This window comes from Pseudoalteromonas sp. T1lg21 (genome assembly GCF_002964625.1).
In the GTDB taxonomy this organism is placed as follows: Bacteria; Pseudomonadota; Gammaproteobacteria; order Enterobacterales; family Alteromonadaceae; genus Pseudoalteromonas; species Pseudoalteromonas gelatinilytica.
In genome coordinates this window covers 1-455 of record NZ_PQBX01000036.1, presented here as the reverse complement: position 1 = coordinate 455, position 455 = coordinate 1, and the positions used below count along the sequence as shown (strand labels likewise).

At 44.0% G+C, this 455-nt stretch carries 1 protein-coding gene; it reads left to right on the top strand.

Annotated features, from left to right (window positions below):
* A partial coding sequence (locus C2M25_RS07870) for a terminase gpA endonuclease subunit (RefSeq protein ID WP_199775164.1) occupies window positions 1-455 on the top strand: 455 nt, incomplete at both ends.

Below are 455 nucleotides of genomic sequence, written 5' to 3'. Positions count from 1 at the left end.
AACTCAAAGCTTGGTAAGCCTTATGAGTACAAGGATAAAGACTCACTTAACCATGAAGAGTTGCAAGAAAAGGCGGAAGACTACCCTGAGTTAGTTTGCCCAAGAGGTGGGCTGATTGTTACTGCTGGTATCGATGTTCAGCATGACAGACTTGCTATTATCATCAGGGCATTTGGCAGGAATGAAGAAAGCTGGCTAATGCTTTGGCGAGAAATAGCCGGCGATACTGCAGATAAGAATGACCCTGTTTGGAAAGAATTGGACGGGATCTTATTTAGTGGTTTTCAGCATGAGTCATTTGCAAACTTACATTTAAGCGCAGTAACTATCGATTCATCAGACGGCTCTACGAACCACTCTGTCTATCATTGGGTAAGAACCCGTAGCGCTAAACATCGCCGCATCTTAATTATGGCAGGTAAGGGCGATAGTCATGATAACGGCAAGCGAGAAAT